The 15,118-nt window shown below is 63.8% G+C and carries 18 protein-coding genes; 13 read left to right on the top strand and 5 right to left on the bottom strand.

What is annotated here, in order from left to right:
* Positions 1–3 precede the first annotated feature (3 nt).
* Positions 4–930, top strand: a complete 927-nt coding sequence (gene pbpG / locus QQL85_RS08625; RefSeq protein WP_284355783.1) for a D-alanyl-D-alanine endopeptidase — start codon at positions 4–6, stop codon at positions 928–930.
* A gap of 42 nt (positions 931–972) precedes the next feature.
* Here pbpG and QQL85_RS08620 read toward each other — a convergent pair whose 3' ends face one another.
* Positions 973–1,407 carry a hypothetical protein gene (locus tag QQL85_RS08620; protein WP_284355784.1) on the bottom strand — a complete coding sequence of 145 codons (435 nt, stop codon included), beginning with the start codon at positions 1,405–1,407 and terminating at the stop codon, positions 973–975.
* Positions 1,408–1,610: 203 nt separating this feature from the next.
* On the opposite strand from QQL85_RS08620, the gene QQL85_RS08615 reads away from it, so the two are divergent.
* The 9 genes from QQL85_RS08615 to QQL85_RS08575 all read left to right on the top strand — a co-directional run bounded on the left by QQL85_RS08615 (position 1,611) and on the right by QQL85_RS08575 (position 9,157).
* On the top strand, positions 1,611–2,945 hold the full coding sequence (locus QQL85_RS08615) for a lysine N(6)-hydroxylase/L-ornithine N(5)-oxygenase family protein (RefSeq protein WP_284355785.1): 1,335 nt from the start codon (positions 1,611–1,613) through the stop codon (positions 2,943–2,945).
* A 177-nt stretch (positions 2,946–3,122) separates the two neighbouring features.
* A complete protein-coding gene (locus QQL85_RS08610) occupies positions 3,123–4,316 on the top strand; it encodes a PepSY-associated TM helix domain-containing protein (RefSeq protein ID WP_284355786.1) in 1,194 nt (397 codons plus the stop codon).
* Positions 4,313–4,852, top strand: coding sequence for a thiamine pyrophosphate-binding protein (locus QQL85_RS08605; protein ID WP_284355787.1), 540 nt, complete (start codon positions 4,313–4,315; stop codon positions 4,850–4,852). Before QQL85_RS08610 ends, QQL85_RS08605 begins: the two co-directional genes overlap by 4 nt.
* A complete protein-coding gene (locus tag QQL85_RS08600) occupies positions 4,849–5,169 on the top strand; it encodes a hypothetical protein (RefSeq protein ID WP_284355788.1) in 321 nt (106 codons plus the stop codon). The genes QQL85_RS08605 and QQL85_RS08600 overlap by 4 nt, the downstream gene beginning before the upstream one ends.
* The gene (locus QQL85_RS08595) at positions 5,166–5,735 is read left to right on the top strand and encodes a DUF6162 family protein (protein WP_284355789.1); all 570 of its coding nucleotides are present in this window, start codon (positions 5,166–5,168) and stop codon (positions 5,733–5,735) included. Before QQL85_RS08600 ends, QQL85_RS08595 begins: the two co-directional genes overlap by 4 nt.
* A 17-nt stretch (positions 5,736–5,752) precedes the next feature.
* Positions 5,753–6,655 carry a metal ABC transporter substrate-binding protein gene (locus QQL85_RS08590; RefSeq protein ID WP_284355790.1) on the top strand — a complete coding sequence of 301 codons (903 nt, stop codon included), beginning with the start codon at positions 5,753–5,755 and terminating at the stop codon, positions 6,653–6,655.
* Entirely contained in the window at positions 6,652–7,401 is a 750-nt protein-coding gene (locus QQL85_RS08585) for a metal ABC transporter ATP-binding protein (RefSeq protein ID WP_284355791.1), read from the top strand. The genes QQL85_RS08590 and QQL85_RS08585 overlap by 4 nt, the downstream gene beginning before the upstream one ends.
* On the top strand, positions 7,398–8,297 hold the full coding sequence (locus QQL85_RS08580; RefSeq protein WP_284355792.1) for a metal ABC transporter permease: 900 nt from the start codon (positions 7,398–7,400) through the stop codon (positions 8,295–8,297). Before QQL85_RS08585 ends, QQL85_RS08580 begins: the two co-directional genes overlap by 4 nt.
* Entirely contained in the window at positions 8,294–9,157 is an 864-nt protein-coding gene (locus QQL85_RS08575) for a metal ABC transporter substrate-binding protein (protein WP_284355793.1), read from the top strand. The genes QQL85_RS08580 and QQL85_RS08575 overlap by 4 nt, the downstream gene beginning before the upstream one ends.
* A 125-nt stretch (positions 9,158–9,282) precedes the next feature.
* Here QQL85_RS08575 and QQL85_RS08570 read toward each other — a convergent pair whose 3' ends face one another.
* The 4 genes from QQL85_RS08570 to QQL85_RS08555 form a co-directional block, all read right to left on the bottom strand.
* Positions 9,283–10,335 carry a DUF1615 domain-containing protein gene (locus tag QQL85_RS08570; protein WP_284355794.1) on the bottom strand — a complete coding sequence of 351 codons (1,053 nt, stop codon included), beginning with the start codon at positions 10,333–10,335 and terminating at the stop codon, positions 9,283–9,285.
* Between the two features lie 133 nt (positions 10,336–10,468).
* Positions 10,469–11,188, bottom strand: a complete 720-nt coding sequence (locus tag QQL85_RS08565) for a thioesterase II family protein (RefSeq protein ID WP_284355795.1) — start codon at positions 11,186–11,188, stop codon at positions 10,469–10,471.
* Positions 11,185–11,406: an MbtH family protein gene (locus QQL85_RS08560; protein WP_003256222.1), complete on the bottom strand. Its 222-nt coding sequence runs from the start codon at positions 11,404–11,406 to the stop codon at positions 11,185–11,187. The genes QQL85_RS08565 and QQL85_RS08560 overlap by 4 nt, the downstream gene beginning before the upstream one ends.
* A gap of 90 nt (positions 11,407–11,496) precedes the next feature.
* Positions 11,497–11,898 (bottom strand): hypothetical protein, encoded by a 402-nt coding sequence (locus tag QQL85_RS08555; protein ID WP_284355796.1) that lies wholly within the window; start codon positions 11,896–11,898, stop codon positions 11,497–11,499.
* 211 nt (positions 11,899–12,109) lie between these two features.
* Here QQL85_RS08555 and purU point away from each other — a divergent pair, with 211 nt between their 5' ends.
* The 3 genes from purU to QQL85_RS08540 are packed head-to-tail and all read left to right on the top strand — an operon-like array spanning position 12,110 to position 15,107.
* On the top strand, positions 12,110–12,976 hold the full coding sequence (purU, locus tag QQL85_RS08550) for a formyltetrahydrofolate deformylase (protein WP_284355797.1): 867 nt from the start codon (positions 12,110–12,112) through the stop codon (positions 12,974–12,976).
* Positions 12,973–13,884, top strand: a complete 912-nt coding sequence (folD, locus tag QQL85_RS08545; protein WP_284355798.1) for a bifunctional methylenetetrahydrofolate dehydrogenase/methenyltetrahydrofolate cyclohydrolase FolD — start codon at positions 12,973–12,975, stop codon at positions 13,882–13,884. Before purU ends, folD begins: the two co-directional genes overlap by 4 nt.
* Complete coding sequence (locus QQL85_RS08540; protein WP_284355799.1) at positions 13,866–15,107, top strand: FAD-dependent oxidoreductase; 1,242 nt, start codon at positions 13,866–13,868, stop codon at positions 15,105–15,107. The genes folD and QQL85_RS08540 overlap by 19 nt, the downstream gene beginning before the upstream one ends.
* Positions 15,108–15,118: the final 11 nt, after the last annotated feature.

Raw genomic sequence — 15,118 nt, 5'->3', positions numbered from 1 at the left:
AACGTGAAAACATCCCTGTCTATCCTCAGCCTGCTGCTGTTGCTCACAGGAACCGCGACCCTTCCGTCGACCGCTGCTGCACAACCCCCGGCCCAGGTTCAACGTGACCCGTCCAAGCTGCACCTGGCTTCTGGCAGTGCCCTGCTGATCGACCTGAATACCAACCAGGAGTTGTATTCCAGCCACGCCGACCGTGTAGTGCCTATCGCCTCGGTGACCAAGCTGATGACAGCGATGGTGGTACTGGATGCCAAGCTGCCCATGGATGAGATGCTCACCATGACCATTGCCAACAACCCGGAAATGAGGGGCGTGTATTCGCGCGTGCGCCTGGGCAGCCAGCTTGACCGCCGCGAAACCCTGCTGATTACCCTGATGTCGTCGGAAAACCGTGCAGCCAACTCCCTGGCCAACGCCTACCCAGGTGGCTACCCGGCGTTCATCAAGGCGATGAATGCCAAGGCCCGCAGCCTGGGCATGGCACATACCAGGTATGTCGAGCCGACTGGCCTGTCGACGCAGAACGTGTCCACCGCCCGCGACCTGGCCAAGCTGCTGATGGCCTCGCGCAAGTACCCGATGCTGAGCGAGCTGTCGACCACACGCGAAAAAACCGTGGCCTTCCGCAAACCCAACTACACCCTGGGCTTCCGCAATACCGACCACCTGGTGAACAAGAGCAATTGGGACATCAAGCTGACCAAGACCGGCTTCACCAACGAGGCCGGGCACTGCCTGGTACTGCTGACCCGCATGGACAACCGCCCGGTGGCGATGGTCATTCTTGATGCGTTCGGCAAGTACACCCACTTCGCCGATGCCAGCCGCATGCGCCAGTGGCTGGAAACCGGCGCCGCCAAGCCGGCGCCAGCAGTGGCCATGCAGTACAAGGCGGACAGGCAGATCAAGGGGCGCTTGGCTTCCGAGTAACCTGAGAGGGATGTAATGGGGCCTTTACCGGCCCCAGTGGTATCAGGCCTGTGTATCGACAATCCCGCCGGCACTGCTGCCACCTGACTTCTGCAGCGCTTCGAGCAACTGCGCGGTAGCCTGCAGGATTTCACCATTGATGGTCGCGATGCTCGCCTGCTTGGCACTCACAGCTGCCATCTTGGCTGTTTCTTCCATCTTCTGCGCCATCAGTTGGGCCAATTGTTTCTGTTCGTCGGCCAATTGCTTTTGCAGCTTCTTGATCATCTCGCGCAATTGCTTGATGTGCGCAGGCTCCGAGCTTTCACTACTGCCCTGGGCACCTTGGGCCTGGCTGCCGCCGTTCGCCTTGGATGTATCGGCCTGCGCGACTGCTCCACCCTCTTCAGCCTTTTGCGCGTTTTCGCTGTCGGCAGTCTGGGCCGTGCTCAACGCCTGGGCCGTGGTGTTGATGCTGACTGCTGCAATACCTGTCATGTTTGTCTCCCTGCGTTGCAAAATGGGTCCTTGCATGGTTCTCCCTATCGGCCGCAGGGCGTAGGTCTTTAGCCCCCTTTAGCAAAGGGGCGGCCGCCTGCCAGTAAATTCCCCTTCGTTCGGCTCGTTCCACCCAATGAACAAACGCAGGCGCCGGCCCCCTCTCGGCGGCGTCCACATTCGACCATTATGGAACCGCAGCCATGAGCCAGTCTGCAAACCCGGAAACTATCAAGGACCTGATCGGCGTGGGCTTCGGCCCCTCCAACCTGGCCTTGGCCATCGCCCTGGAAGAACTCGCCGAGTCCCAGGGCCATGCCCTCGATGCGCTGTTCATCGACAAGCAACAGGACTACCGTTGGCACGGCGAAACCCTGGCCACCCAGAGTGAGCTGCAGATCTCATTCCTGAAAGACCTGGTGTCGCTGCGCAACCCCACCAGCCCCTACAGCTTCGTCAACTACCTGCACCAGAAGCAACGCCTGGCCGACTTCATCAACCTCGGTACCTTCTACCCCTGCCGCCTGGAGTACAACGACTACCTGCGCTGGGCCGCCGAGCACTTCGCCACCCAGGCGGTGTATGGCCAGGAAGTGCTGCGCATCGAACCGGAACTGCAGGATGGTCGGGTCGAGCACCTGCGCGTGATCGCGCGCGATGCACAGGGCCGCGAATACAGCCGCCGCACCCGTTCGGTAGTGGTCGGCAGCGGCGGCACGCCGAAAATCCCGGAAAAGTTCGGCGCCTTCAAGGATGACCCACGGGTATTCCACCATTCCCAGTACCTGAGCAGCCTGAACAAGTTGCCGTGCACCGACGGCAAACCGATGCGCATCGCCGTGATCGGTTCCGGCCAGAGCGCCGCCGAGGCATTTATCGACCTGAACGACAGCTACCCGACCGTCAAGGTCGACATGGTCCTGCGCGGCTCGGCCCTCAAGCCGGCCGACGACAGCCCGTTCGTCAATGAGATCTTCTCGCCAGACTACACCGACCTGGTCTACAACGAACCGGCCGACCAGCGCAGCAAGTTGCTGGGCGAGTACCACAACACCAACTATTCGGTGGTCGACCTCAACCTGATCGAACGCATCTACGGCATCCTCTACCGGCAGAAGGTCGCCCACCAGCACCGCCACAACGTGCTGTGCCGGCGCCAGGTGGAAGCCGTGGTGGCCACCCGCGAAGGCGTGGAGCTGACCCTGCGCGACCTCGCCACCGGCCAGCAGCAAACCCACCGCTACGACGCCGTGATCCTCGCCACCGGCTACGAGCGCCGCTCGCACCGTGACCTGCTGGCGCCACTGGCAGGTTACCTGGACGACTTCAGCGTCAACCGCAACTACCGCGTGCTGGCCAGCCCCGACCTGCAGGCCTCGGTGTACCTGCAGGGCTTCTGCGAGAACAGCCACGGCCTGAGTGACACCCTGCTCTCGGTACTGCCGGCCCGCGCTGCGGAAATTGGCCGAGCGCTGTATCAGGACCTGGCGCAATTGCACGGCAAAGCGCAACCCGCCGCGGCCCTGACCCGCGCCTGATCCCCATGCTACGCACCCTCAAGGTCGGCCTGTCGCCTCGCGCGCAGGCCGACCTTGTGCCTTCTGAAACATTTGCTTGCATTTAAATCGGCAGGTTTTCAATTCTCATTCGTCCTTATCAGTACAGCCCTCTTTGGTTGGGCACACGCTCGACCACCCATTGCAGAAGACCGTCTGATGGCCAAATCACCGAAAAAATCCAAATCCAGGCTGTGGTTCCTGGTCCATAGCTGGCTCGCCTTGCCGATCTGGTTCTTTGTGCTGATCGTGTGCTTCACCGGCATGCTCGCCGTGGTCAGCCAGGAAATCGTCTGGCTGGCCAACCCGGACGTGCGCGCGAGCAAGCCCGACGGTGATGCCGAGCGCCTGAGTTTCCAGCAGGTACTGGACGCCATGCACAAAGCGGAGCCAGACATGGCCGTGGAGTCGCTCGTGCAGCCCGATGGCTCGCATTTTGCCCTGCTGGCCGATGTCACATACCCCGACGGCACCAGCCCGACGCTGTACGTCAACCCCTACACCGGTGTCATCCAGGGCAAGTCCCCTGACTTCAATTTCGAAGCCTTTACCCGTGCGCTGCACGGCTGGTGGCTGGTGCCGTTCACCAATGGTTTCAGCTGGGGCTGGTACCTGGTTTCGATTCTCGGCCTGCCCATGCTGGCCTCTCTGGTGACCGGGCTGGTGGTGTACAAGAAGTTCTGGAAGGGCTTCTTCAAACCGGTGCGCACCGGGCACGGTTCACGCATCTTCTGGGGCGACCTGCATCGCCTGGCCGGGGTGTGGTCGATCTGGTTCATTGCGGTCATTTCCATCACCGGCACCTGGTTCCTGATCCAGGCACTGCTTTCGGACAACCACATCACCATCTCCAGCCGGCCCATCGCGCCGGTGATCGCCCGCGAAGATGTACCGCAAACCCCGGATGGCACCCCAGCGCCGCGCATCGATCTCGATGAGGCGGCACGCATCGCCGGCCTGGCAATTCCGGGCCTGGAAATCACCTTCATTTCGTTGCCGGCCACCGCCTACAGCCACGTCTCCATGGGCGGGCGCGGCTGGTATCCGCTGATGTTCCAGAGCGCTGCGGTCAACCCTTACACCCGCAACGTCGACAGCCAGTTCCTGCTCAGCGACCGCTCCACGCTGGAGTTCATCACCGAGTCCATGCGCCCCTTGCACACGGGTGACTTTGGCGGCCTGCCCATCAAGCTGATCTGGTTCTTCTTCGGCCTGATACTCACCTTGATGGTGTTCAGCGGCCTGCTGATCTGGACCAAGCGTACCGCCCAGGCCACCGCAGCGGCCCTCAAGCGCGGCGACCGTGCACCCCGTGCTGCTCGCAGCCAGACCCCACTGGAGACCCAATCATGAGCCACGCCCAAGCCGTGCCCGCCAGCCCGCTGAAGCAGTGGTGGCTGAAATGGCGCTTTCATCTGAATATCCTGCTGATCCTCGTCCCGTTGGGCTTCATGCCCAAGTATTTCAACGAAGCCAAGCTGTTCCGTGGCGACGCAGGCTTGGGGGCGAACGTGGTCAGCGGCATCCAGGCCGGCCCTTATACGTTGGACCTGGCTGAATTGCGTGACGAAGCGCCACGTGAAGACGGCCCCGCCGGCCACTTCAAATCCTTCAGCGCGTCCCTGTGCAAAGCCTGCATAAAGGACGTCAAGGCCGTTTACCTGCGCATTGGCAAACCACGCAGCCTGCGCGCCGCCGGCACCATCTTTTTCGGCGCGCCCTACCGCATGGGCACCAACTTGCCGATCCCGCCCCGCACCAAACCCGACGCGCAAATCTGGGTCACCCTCGAAGGCTGGGACGGCAGCATGCACCAGGCGTCGGTCCCACTGGCCAAGGCATCGCCAGCCACCGTGGCCTGGCTTGAGAAACAAGGAGGCAAGAAATGAAACACCTGATGCGCACCCTCGCCCTGCCCGTGCTGGTACTGGCTGCCAGCCCCGCCCTGGCGCACAACCCGATGTGCGAATGCGAAGAACTGGCCAGCGGCCAGGTCAAGTGCACCGGTGGTTTCTCGGACGGCAGCGGAGCCCCCGGGGTGACCCTGGATGTGATTGGTTATGACGAACAGGTGCTGGTTGGCGGCAAGCTGGGCGACGACTCGACGCTCACCTTCAAGCGCCCGGACGGCGAGTTCTATGTGCTGTTCGATGCCGGCCCCGGGCATGTGGTGGAAGTCGACCACGCCGATATCGCCCAGCCATGAGCCGCGCCCAATTGATTCGCCCGGCCGGCGCCGGGCACGAAACCCTTTACGTGCTGCTGGCCAGCCTGCTGATCGTGGTGCTCGCCGCCAGCGTGGTACTGCTGCGTGGCGAACGCAAGGACGAACAGGTCATCGCCAGCCACCAGATCGATGCCCGCCGCGACCTCACCGCCGCCGAGCAAGGCCTGTACACCGACCTGCGAGTGGCCTTCGACGAGATCCAGCTGCTGCGTGAAGAAAACGCCGCCGTGCCCAGCGTGCAGGCCCTGGCCGAAGAAGGCCTGCCGCCGTTCGTGGTCGACGCTGGCAGCCAGAGCCGTGGCAGCCACCAGTGGTCGTTGCTGGAGCCGGGTGCCTACCTGGGCCGCAGCCAGGCCCCTGAAGTCGCCGGGAGCCTGCTGCTGATCCTGCCGCTCGACAGCACCGGCCAGGCCGATGTCTGGTTACGCCGCGACAGCGCCGCCGTGATCCCGGACGACCTCGGCCAGGCCGCCCTGATCGCCGCCGGCTGGCAGCAAATAGTCAGCCATTACGACGCCGGGGTTACCCGCGAACACCGTCACTGAACCCAAGGACTCCGCCCATGTTCCGCTCCGCCCTCGCCATGCTCCTGGCCTTTGCCCTGCCGGCACTGGCCCTGGCCGATAACGGCAAGCCGCTGCGTATTGGCATCACCCTGCACCCCTACTACAGCTATGTGACCAACATCGTCGGCGACAAGGCCGAAGTGGTGCCGCTGATTCCGGCGGGCTTCAACCCGCATGCCTACGAGCCACGCGCCGAGGACATCAAGCGCATCGGCACGCTGGACGTGGTGGTGCTCAACGGCGTCGGCCATGACGACTTCGCCGACCGCATGATCGCCGCCAGCGAAAAGCCCGACATCGCGACCATCGAGGCCAACCAGAACGTACCGTTGCTGGCGGCCACGGGCATTGCAGCACGCGGCGCCGGCAAGGTGGTCAACCCGCACACGTTCCTGTCCATCAGCACCACCATCGCCCAGGTCAACAACATCGCCCGTGAACTGGGCAAGCTCGACCCGGACAACGCCAGGTTGTACACGCAAAACGCCCGTGCCTACGCCAAGCGCCTGCGCGCCCTGCGTGCCGAGGCGCTGGCCAAGGTAACAGAGGCGCCCAGCGCCACCTTCCGGGTTGCAACCATCCATGCCGCCTACGATTACCTGGTACGCGACTTTGGCCTGGAAGTGACCGCGGTGGTCGAACCGGCCCATGGTATCGAGCCCAGCCCGGCACAGCTGAAGAAGACCATCGACCAGCTCAAGGCCCTGGACGTGCGGGTGATCTTCTCGGAAATGGACTTCCCGTCGGCGTATGTCGAAACCATCCAGCGTGAGTCCGGCGTGCGCCTGTACCCACTGACTCACATTTCCTACGGCGAATACACCAAGGACAAGTACGAAGTGGAGATGAAGCGCAACCTCGACACCGTAGTGCGCGCCATCCAGGAGAACCGCGCATGACCGCCCTCGCCAACCGGGTGACGGCCTGCGGACCACGCATCGAGTTCGCTGACGTCGACCTGACCCTGGGCCGCACACGCATCCTTGAACACGTCACCTTCGGCGTTGCTGCTGGCAGCGTGCATGCCATCGTCGGCCCCAACGGCGGCGGCAAGAGTTCACTGATCAAGACCCTGCTCGGGCAGATGCCGCACCAGGGCCAACTGACCCTGCATTGGCCGGGTGAGCGCGAGGTGATCGGCTATGTACCACAAGCGCTGGAGTTCGACCGTGGTCTGCCAATGACCGTGGACGACTTCATGGCCGCCATGTGCCAGCGCCGCCCTGCCTTCCTCGGCCTGTCACGTCGCGTTCAGCCGGCCATCGATGCGGCCTTGGCGCGAGTCGGCATGCTCGACAAGCGCAAACGGCGCATGGGCGCATTGTCTGGCGGCGAACGCCAGCGCGTGCTGCTGGCCCAGGGCCTGATCCCCGAGCCGCAGTTGCTGGTATTGGACGAACCGATGTCGGCGCTCGATGAAGCCGGTATCCAGGTGTTCGAGCAATTACTGCAGGGCTGGCGCCAGGCCGGCACCACGGTGCTGTGGATAGAACACGACCTGGAGGCCGTGCTGCGCCTGGCCGACCGGGTCACTGGCCTGAGCCGCCAGGTGCTGTTCGACGCCCCCCCCGCCCAGGCCCTCACGCCAGAGCGCCTGCTCGGCCTGTTCTCCGTTCACCCGCGCAGTGAGAGCCTTGCCTCATGAGTTTTGAAGCGTTTCGCCAACTGGTCCAGGACTGGGCCACCGCTGGTTACTTGCCTGAGGCACTCGCCTACGGCTTCGTGGTCAATGCCTTGCTGGCTGGGCTGATGATTGGCCCGGTGCTGGGCGGCCTGGGTACCCTGGTGGTGGTCAAGCGCTTTGCGTTCTTCTCCGAGGCCGTGGGCCATGCCGCACTGACTGGCGTAGCCATCGGTATCCTGCTCGGCGAGCCCTACACCGGCCCTTATGGCAGCCTGTTCGGCTACTGCCTGCTGTTCGGCATCTTGCTCAACTTCCTGCGCAACCGCACCGGTCTTTCACCCGACACGCTGATCGGCGTGTTCCTGTCGGTGTCGCTGGCGCTGGGCGCCAGCCTGCTGCTGATGCTGGCCGGCAAGATCAACGTGCACATCCTCGAAAACGTGCTGTTCGGCTCGGTGCTGACCGTCAGCGGCCAGGACCTGGTGGTACTGGGCATCGTTGCGGTGCTGGTGCTGGCGCTGGCCCTGCCGCTGTACAACCGCATCATGCTGGCCAGCTTCAACCCGCAACTGGCGGCTGTACGCGGGGTAGCGGTGAAAACCCTGGATTACCTGTTCGTGGTGCTGGTAACCCTGGTAACCGTGGCAGCAGTGAAGGTGATCGGGGCCATCCTGGTCGGTGCACTGCTGGTCATCCCCGCCGCGTCGGCACGCTTGGTCAGCCAGTCGCTCAAGGGCTTTTTCTTCGTCTCGGTACTGATCGCCACCTTGAGCACCCTGCTCGGCATCCTGCTGCCGATTGTCTTCGACCTGCCCGTGCCGTCGGGCGCCGCGATCATCTTGGTCGCTGGTATCTGCTTCGCCCTGGCCGCCCTGGCCCGCGCCCTCGTCCCCCGCCTGCAAGGAAACCCGGCATGAACCTGAAACGCCTGACCCTGGCCGTTGCTCTCGCCGGCCTGCCCGCGCTCGCCTCGGCCACGCAAGTGCTGACCACCCTGCCCGTCACCCACAGCCTGGCCAGTGCACTGCTCGCCGGCACCCGCGTGCAGCTCGAACGTGCCGCGCCAGCCAACCTGCCGGCCAGCCGCCAGCCGTCGTACTTCAGCAGCCGTGGTGGCGAAGCCCTGGCCAAGGCCGCACAGCAGGCCGACGCGGTGATCGGCGTGCGTTCGATCTGGCGTGACGACCCGCTGTACCCGATGGCCCGGCGCAGCAACATCCGCATCGTCGAAATCGATGCCGCACGGCCGGTGGATGGCGCGCTTCCAGGCATCGCGGTCACGGGTGATGATGCCTACGGCGCCTACCCCTGGCTCAACCCGACCAACCTCGGGCGCATGGCCGATGTGGTGGCCAATGACCTGGAGCGGCTGGCGCCGGATGACAAAGCGAAGATCCAGGGTAACCTGGCGGGGCTCAAGCGCCAGTTGCTGGAGCTTTCGGCCAGCAGCCAGACACGCCTGGCCAAGGTCGACAACCTGACAGTGGTGAGCTTGTCCGAGCGGCTGGGTTACCTGGCCAGCGGGTTGAACCTGGATGTGGTGGAGCAGCCACTGCCGGCCGAATGGGACGCTACCGCGCTCAAGGCGCTGGGGGATAACCTGAAGGCGCAAGATGTGGCACTGGTGCTGGACCATCGGCAGCCTGATGCGGCAGTGGCCGAGGTGATCAAGGCTGCCGGCGCGAAGCTGGTGGTGGTGGAGAGTGACCCTGAGGATGCGTTTGCCGGGTTGAAGGCCAGTGTCGACCAGGTGGTTGGGGCACTGGGCGAGAGCTGATGCCGCCTGTGCTGGCCTCTTCGCGGCTAAAGCCGCTCCCACAGAGACCGTGCAGCGTTATGGCCCGGTGAAATTCCTGTGGGAGCGGCTTTAGCCGCGAAGAGGCCGGTACAGCCAATACCCAGCTACCGCTTCATACACCGCTGGTAGCGCTCATCAACCCGCCCGGCAAACCACGCCGTGGTCAGCTTGCGGGTGATCTTCGGGCTCTTCAGCTCGATCCCCGGCAACACCGCCCGTGGCACCGGCTTGCCAGCCTTGGCATCTGCCAAGGCAAACACTCCGCTGTACAGCTTGCTGTCCTCGAACGCCAAACTGTCGCCCTCTTCGAGCTGGCTGCGAATCTGCGGATTACGCAGCCCCAGCTTCACCCCCAGCTTGCGCGCAGCCAGTTCAGTACTCCCCGGCATGATCGCCCCCGGCGCAATAAGGTCGCCATCCAAGGCCAGCGTCACGCCAGTCGCCTTGCTCAGTGCCGCCTGGAAGGCCGCGTTACGGCTGGCGTACCAACCGGCGTTGAAGTCGGCAAAACGGTAAAGCTGGCGCTCGTAGTTGACCGGGTAGCCCAACAGGTGGGCAATACCGAAGTACATGCCACCGCGCCGGCTGAACACCTCCTGACGAATGCTGCCATCGTGGCTGTAGGGGTAACCCTGTGCGTGCTTTTCAGCAAAGTCGATGCTGACCTGCATCGGCCCACCGGTATGCACCGGGTTGAGCCCGCCCAGTAACGTCTTGCCCAACGGCACACGGGCTATCACCTCGTCATACAGCTCGCTCAACTGCTTCTCGCTGCGCACTGCCTGCAAGCGCTGCTGGTAGCTTTGGCCGTTTCCCGACGGTGTCTTCAGTGCACCATCGACCAACGGCTTGGGGATATGCAGGCGCGCGGCGCGGCGGTCGATTTCCTCGCGGGCGATACGCCCCAGGTTGGGTACCCGCGGGTCGGCGCTGAAAGTGGACTCCTGTTCAGTCACGGCCAGCACCGCGCACAGGTTGCTTTTGCTTGGGGTAATGCGCTGGGCTTCGAACGCCACCTGAATGTCCCTGGCCCAGCCCTCGCGGTCCTTGGTCTGAGCCGGCAATAGCCGCAACAGTTGCGCACGGACCTTGGCCGGGTCCGCCTCGGGCGCTTCCTCACGGTGCCCGACGCAGCCTTGCAGCAGCGCCAGGGTCATCAACCCGGCAGCCAGTAACCGGCCGTTCAGGGCTGCTCACCGACCAGCAGTGCGGCCTTGTGTGGATTGATCAGCATTGTCTGCCTCCTGCCTGAAAAAGGCCTAGCCTCCCTCAGGCAAGGGGTGACGTCAATCAGGCAGACAGCCGAAGCGGCTGCAGCGATGCGGTCAGCGCGTCGAGCACGGCGTCTTCGTGCTCATGGATGAAGAAGTGGCCACCCGGGAACATCCGCAGCGAAAACGTGCCGTGGGTTTCCTTGCCCCAGGCCTGCAGTTGGTCGTCGTTGGCGCGGTCGTCCGCTCCGCCCAGCACATGCAATGGGCACTGCAACGCCGGTCGCTGGCGGTAGGCGTAGGTGCCGCAGAGCAAAAAGTCCGCGCGCAAGGTTGGCAAGGTCAGGCTCATCAGCTCGGCGTTGGCCAACACTTCCTCGGGCGTGCCCTGAAGCTCGCGCAACTCGCTGATCAGCTCGTCATCACTCTTGGGCTCGCGCCAGTTCTTGCCGTCGTAATCCTCACGCCGGGTCGGCGCTGCTGTACCGCAGGCGAACAACGCCAGTGGCGGCGGGCAGCCCAGCGCTTGCAGTTCATGGGCCAGCTCGAAGGCCAGCAACGCACCCAGGCTATGGCCGAGCAACGCATAGGGCCCATTGGCCGCCAGGCGTTGCTCGGCGGCCAGTTGCCGGGCCAGCGCCTGCATGTCGGTGTACAACGGTTCAGCCATGCGCGCGCCACGCCCGGGCAGCTCTACCGGGCGCACCTGCAACCACGCTGGCAGCTTGCGCCGCCAGCGGCTGTAAACCATCGCACTGGCCCCGGAATACGGCAGGCACAGCAGGTTCAGTGCCGTCACTGGGCGGCGGCTTCGGCCATTTTCTGGCGCAGGCTCAGCGGGCGCATGTCGGTCCACACCTCATCGATGTAAGCCAGGCAGTCCTTCTTCAGGCCGCTCTTGCCCACGGCACGCCAACCGTTGGGGATGGCCTTGTAGTCGGGCCAGATCGAGTATTGCTCTTCGTGGTTGACCACTACCTGGAACTGGATATCGTCGCGGTCGAAAACGGAAGTCATTGCCTGTCTCCTTGAATGATGGGTGCCGCTGCGCGCCTGGCGCAGGGGGGCTTTCAAGTAGACGTAACCAGCCGCCGAAAAATTAACGTTTCAGGCATCACGCAACAGGTCGTATGTGTCGAGCAGGCGGAAGGCCACTTGCGGATTGCGTTCCAGCCCACGCCGGATCGCTGCCGGGATCGATTGCCGGGTCCTGCGGCACAGCCCTGGCTGATCATCCAGTTCGATGACAATGCCGCGCATGGTGCGCACTTCGTTGAACCCGGGTGCGATGTGCACGCGGATGCCAAGATTGTCGAACATCCGTTGCTGCAGGCGTTGCAGGTCCTCCAGATCCTTTAGGTTTTCCAGGCGTTCGAGCAGGCGTTTCTCTTCCTGACGGGTCAGTAGCAGGATGCGCTGTGCAGCCTGTGGATGCTCGGCCAGATGTTCGCGGCCGCAGTCGCAGGCACCAGGGGGGCATGGTTGGCGCAAAGGGGGTGGAGTGGTCATGGAGCAAGCATAGACCTACAAAGCCCCCTCAAAAAACTTTCCTGTCAGGATAAAAAATTTCACAAACCCCTAGACCGGCACCCCTCACTTCGCCTATAAATCGCCTAAAGGAAATTTATATTCCTACCAAGAAACACCACTTCGCCTTCTCGCGAAGCTTCTTTTGCCCTTGTGCCCGACCTGCCCCACTCCATCACGAGGCCTATCCGACATGCACCCCGCTCCCGATCACTTCATCCTGCGCGTCAGTTGCCCGGCCGTGTCCGGCATCGTCGCTGCGGTGACCACTTACCTGGCCGAGCACGGTTGCTACATCAGCGAGATGGCGCAGTTCGACGACGAGGACAACGGGCGCTTTTTCATGCGCGCCGTGTTCCGCTACAACACCGGCACCACGGGGGACACGCCGCAGCTGGAGGCCGGCTTTGCCGACGTGGCCAAACGCTTCGATATGCAGTGGAGCCTGCACAGCAGCGCCCGACCGATGCGCGTGCTGCTGATGGTGAGCAAGTTCGATCACTGCCTGTCCGACCTGCTGTACCGCCACGCCAAGGGCGAGCTGGACATGCAGATCACCGCCGTGGTCTCCAACCACCTGGACCTGCGCCCTATGGCCGAGCGCCAGGGCATTCGCTTCGTCTACCTGCCGGTTACCAAGGAAACCAAGGCCGAGCAGGAAGCTGCGCTGCTACGCATCGTCGAGGACACCGGCACCGAACTGGTGGTGCTGGCGCGCTACATGCAGATCCTCTCCGACGACCTGTGCCGCCAGCTGTCAGGCCGGGCGATCAACATCCATCACTCCTTCCTGCCCGGTTTCAAAGGCGCCAAGCCCTACCACCAAGCCTACCAGCGCGGGGTCAAGCTGATCGGAGCCACCGCCCACTATGTGACCAGCGACCTGGACGAAGGCCCGATCATCGAGCAGGAAGTGCAGCGCGTGGACCACGCCTACGCCCCGGACGCCCTGGTAGCCATCGGTCGCGACACCGAAACCATCGCCCTGTCCCGCGCTGTGAAGTACCACCTCGAGCACCGGGTGTTCCTGAACCACGACCGCACGGTGATCTTCAAATGAACACTATTCCCAGCGTCAAGCTGATCGACGGCAAGGCCACCGCCGCGCGGGTGCTGGCCGAGGTGCGCGAGCAGGTGCAGGAGCTGCGCCAGGGCGGTGTGCAGCCGGGCTTGGCCGTGGTGCTGGTGGGTGCCGATGCCGCCAGCCAGGTGTATGTGCGTAATAAAGTGCTGCGCGCCGAGGAAGTGGGCATCCGCTCGCTGGAACATCGCCTGCCCGCCGATACCACCCAGGCCGAGTTACTGACACTGATTGATCGCCTGAACCGCGACACCGAAGTGAACGGCATCCTCGTGCAACTGCCGCTGCCCGCGCACATCGACGAGCACCGTGTATTGCAGGCCATCCGCCCGCTTAAAGACGTGGACGGCTTCCACAGCGAAAACGTCGGCGGCCTGGCCCAGGGCCGCGATGTGCTCACCCCGTGCACGCCAAGCGGCTGCATGCGCCTGCTGCGCGACGCCTGTGGCGACCTGCGTGGCAAACATGCGGTGGTGGTGGGCCGCTCGAACATCGTCGGAAAACCCATGGCTGCCCTGCTGCTGCAGGCCGACTGCACAGTGACGGTGGTGCATTCGCGCAGCCACGACCTGCCGGCGCTGTGCCGCCAGGCCGACATTCTGGTGGCAGCAGTAGGAAAACCGCGCTTGATCGGCGCCGACTGGTTGAAACCCGGCGCGGTGGTGATCGACGTCGGCATCAACCGCATTGATGAAGGCGGCCACAGCCGCCTGGTCGGCGATGTCGACTTCGCCGCCGCCCTGCCCCAGGTGGCCGGCATTACTCCGGTACCGGGTGGCGTCGGCCCGATGACCATCGCCTACCTGATGAAAAACACCCTGATCGCCCTCGACCTGCAGCAACAGGCCGCCCACCAGGAGCGCACCGCATGCCTTTCGCCCTGCTGAAATACGGCCTGAGCGCCGATTACCCGGTGGAGGTCGACCTGCCGCCACCGTGCGAACTCAAGCCACGCTATGACGTGGTGATCATTGGCGGCGGCGGCCACGGCCTGGCCATTGCCTATTACCTGGCCAAATACCACGGCGTGACCAACGTCGCCGTGTTGGAAAAGGCCTATCTGGGCGGTGGCAACACCGCACGCAACACGGCGGTGATCCGCTCCAACTACCTCACCAGCGAGGGCGTGCGCTTTTACGCCGAGTCGGTGCGCATGTTCCAGAACCTGTCGAACGAGTTCGACTTCAACATCATGTATTCCGAGCGCGGCCAGCTGACCCTGGCGCACACCGATGCCACCGTGCGCGCCTTCCGCCAGCGTGCAGAGGTCAACAAGCACTTTGGCGGGCGCACCGAAATGATCGACCGCCAACAGATTCGCGAACTGGTGCCCAGCCTCAACCTCGACCCCGGCCACCTGCCGGTGCTGGCTGGCCTGTGGCACATCGACGGTGCCACTGCACGCCATGACGCGGTGGCCTGGGGCTACGCCAAGCAGGCGGCCAAGCGCGGTGTGGAGATCCACCCGCTGACCGAAGTACAAGACCTGCTGATTCGCAATGGCCGCATCGAAGCAGTCAAGACCAATCGCGGCACCGTACAGTGCGGCTGCGTGGTGCAAGCAGTAGCCGGCGCCAGTTCGCTGTTGATGGCCAAGGCCGGCATCCGTGCGCCGATCCACACCTACCCGTTGCAGGCCATGGTTACCCAGCCGTTCAAACCGTTCCTGGACCCGCTGGTGAGCTCTTCGGCGCTGCACTGCTATGTGCAGCAGACTAGCCGTGGCGAAATCGTCTTTGGCGGCGGCTCCGACCCTTATCCGCTCTACAACACCCGCTCCACCCTCGACCTCAAGGAAAGCTTGCTGGCTCACGCCATCGAGATGTTCCCGTTCATGGCCAACGCCAAGCTGATGCGCCAGTGGGCCGGCAGCACCGACATGACCCCCGACTACAGTCCGATCATGGGCCTGTCGCCGGTCGACAACTATTACCTGGATGCCGGCTGGGGCACCTGGGGCTTCAAGGCCACGCCGATTTGCGGCAAGACCATGGCCGAGCTGGTCGCCAGCGGCGGCAAGGTACCCGAAATGATCGCCCCCTTCGCCCTGGAGCGCTTCAGCCGCTTTCAGCAAGTCAATGAAATGGGCGCCACTGCGGCCAGCCACTAGGAGCAACGACG

It is taken from the genome of Pseudomonas putida (assembly GCF_030159595.1).
Taxonomy (GTDB): domain Bacteria; phylum Pseudomonadota; class Gammaproteobacteria; order Pseudomonadales; family Pseudomonadaceae; genus Aquipseudomonas; species Aquipseudomonas putida_AC.
This window is presented reverse-complemented; position numbering and strand designations above follow the sequence as displayed.

Coding starts and splice junctions, on each gene's coding strand:
- QQL85_RS08540 (WP_284355799.1), top strand. CDS start 13,866: ATGCCTTTCGCCCTGCTGAAATACGGCCTGAGCGCCGATTACCCGGTG.
- QQL85_RS08575 (WP_284355793.1), top strand. CDS start 8,294: ATGAACCTGAAACGCCTGACCCTGGCCGTTGCTCTCGCCGGCCTGCCC.
- QQL85_RS08585 (WP_284355791.1), top strand. CDS start 6,652: ATGACCGCCCTCGCCAACCGGGTGACGGCCTGCGGACCACGCATCGAG.
- QQL85_RS08570 (WP_284355794.1), bottom strand. CDS start 10,335: ATGACCCTGGCGCTGCTGCAAGGCTGCGTCGGGCACCGTGAGGAAGCG.
- QQL85_RS08595 (WP_284355789.1), top strand. CDS start 5,166: ATGAGCCGCGCCCAATTGATTCGCCCGGCCGGCGCCGGGCACGAAACC.
- QQL85_RS08620 (WP_284355784.1), bottom strand. CDS start 1,407: ATGACAGGTATTGCAGCAGTCAGCATCAACACCACGGCCCAGGCGTTG.
- folD (WP_284355798.1), top strand. CDS start 12,973: ATGAACACTATTCCCAGCGTCAAGCTGATCGACGGCAAGGCCACCGCC.
- QQL85_RS08610 (WP_284355786.1), top strand. CDS start 3,123: ATGGCCAAATCACCGAAAAAATCCAAATCCAGGCTGTGGTTCCTGGTC.
- purU (WP_284355797.1), top strand. CDS start 12,110: ATGCACCCCGCTCCCGATCACTTCATCCTGCGCGTCAGTTGCCCGGCC.
- QQL85_RS08615 (WP_284355785.1), top strand. CDS start 1,611: ATGAGCCAGTCTGCAAACCCGGAAACTATCAAGGACCTGATCGGCGTG.
- QQL85_RS08605 (WP_284355787.1), top strand. CDS start 4,313: ATGAGCCACGCCCAAGCCGTGCCCGCCAGCCCGCTGAAGCAGTGGTGG.
- QQL85_RS08555 (WP_284355796.1), bottom strand. CDS start 11,898: ATGACCACTCCACCCCCTTTGCGCCAACCATGCCCCCCTGGTGCCTGC.
- QQL85_RS08590 (WP_284355790.1), top strand. CDS start 5,753: ATGTTCCGCTCCGCCCTCGCCATGCTCCTGGCCTTTGCCCTGCCGGCA.
- QQL85_RS08560 (WP_003256222.1), bottom strand. CDS start 11,406: ATGACTTCCGTTTTCGACCGCGACGATATCCAGTTCCAGGTAGTGGTC.
- QQL85_RS08600 (WP_284355788.1), top strand. CDS start 4,849: ATGAAACACCTGATGCGCACCCTCGCCCTGCCCGTGCTGGTACTGGCT.
- QQL85_RS08580 (WP_284355792.1), top strand. CDS start 7,398: ATGAGTTTTGAAGCGTTTCGCCAACTGGTCCAGGACTGGGCCACCGCT.